This is a genomic window from Bacillus cereus group sp. N11 (genome assembly GCF_016483605.1).
In the GTDB taxonomy this organism is placed as follows: Bacteria; Bacillota; Bacilli; order Bacillales; family Bacillaceae_G; genus Bacillus_A; species Bacillus_A toyonensis.
In genome coordinates this window covers 1-248 of record NZ_JAEHBN010000084.1, presented here as the reverse complement: position 1 = coordinate 248, position 248 = coordinate 1, and the positions used below count along the sequence as shown (strand labels likewise).

Here is a 248-nt window from a genome sequence, read left to right as displayed (position 1 = left end):
GGTGACCCGTACGGGATTCGAACCCGTGTTACCGCCGTGAAAGGGCGGTGTCTTAACCACTTGACCAACGGGCCAAAAATTTAAAAACTTTTTCCAAGCTTCCAACCGGGGTTGAACCGGTGACCTCTTCCTTACCATGGAAGTACTCTACCAGCTGAGCTATGGAAGCATAATGGCTCCGCAGGTAGGAATCGAACCTACGACCGATCGGTTAACAGCCGATAGCTCTACCGCTGAGCTACTGCGGA

At 52.4% G+C, this 248-nt stretch carries 3 tRNA genes; all 3 read right to left on the bottom strand.

The features are described from left to right. Positions 1-2 precede the first annotated feature (2 nt). Positions 3-74, bottom strand: a tRNA-Glu gene (locus JDS98_RS29785). A 22-nt stretch (positions 75-96) separates the two neighbouring features. Further along, positions 97-169 (bottom strand) — tRNA-Thr (locus JDS98_RS29780). Between the two features lie 4 nt (positions 170-173). Continuing rightward, positions 174-248: transfer RNA gene (locus tag JDS98_RS29775), tRNA-Asn, on the bottom strand.